The sequence below is a fragment of the Citrobacter sp. Igbk 17 genome (genome assembly GCF_028069775.1).
Classification (GTDB): domain Bacteria; phylum Pseudomonadota; class Gammaproteobacteria; order Enterobacterales; family Enterobacteriaceae; genus Citrobacter.
In genome coordinates this window covers 1-242 of the sequence record NZ_JANEWI010000121.1, presented here as the reverse complement: position 1 = coordinate 242, position 242 = coordinate 1, and the positions used below count along the sequence as shown (strand labels likewise).

At 43.8% G+C, this 242-nt stretch carries 1 rRNA gene; it reads right to left on the bottom strand.

Going from position 1 to position 242, the window contains the following annotated elements:
- Positions 1–96 (bottom strand): 23S ribosomal RNA (locus NNO08_RS23280); the annotation flags it as partial.
- Between the last annotated feature and the right edge of the window lie 146 nt (positions 97–242).

Genomic DNA, 242 nt, shown 5'->3' with positions numbered 1-242 from the left:
GTTCATATCACCTTACCGACGCTTATCGCAGATTAGCACGTCCTTCATCGCCTCTGACTGCCAGGGCATCCACCGTGTACGCTTAGTCGCTTAACCTCACAACCCGAAGATGTTTCGTAAAACACCATCGTGTTGCGAAAATTTGAGAGACTCGAACACACCGCTTTTCATTTCTTATTACGGAGAAATGAAACAGTGTGTCGTTTCAATTTTCAGCTTGATCCAGATTTTTAAAGAGCAAA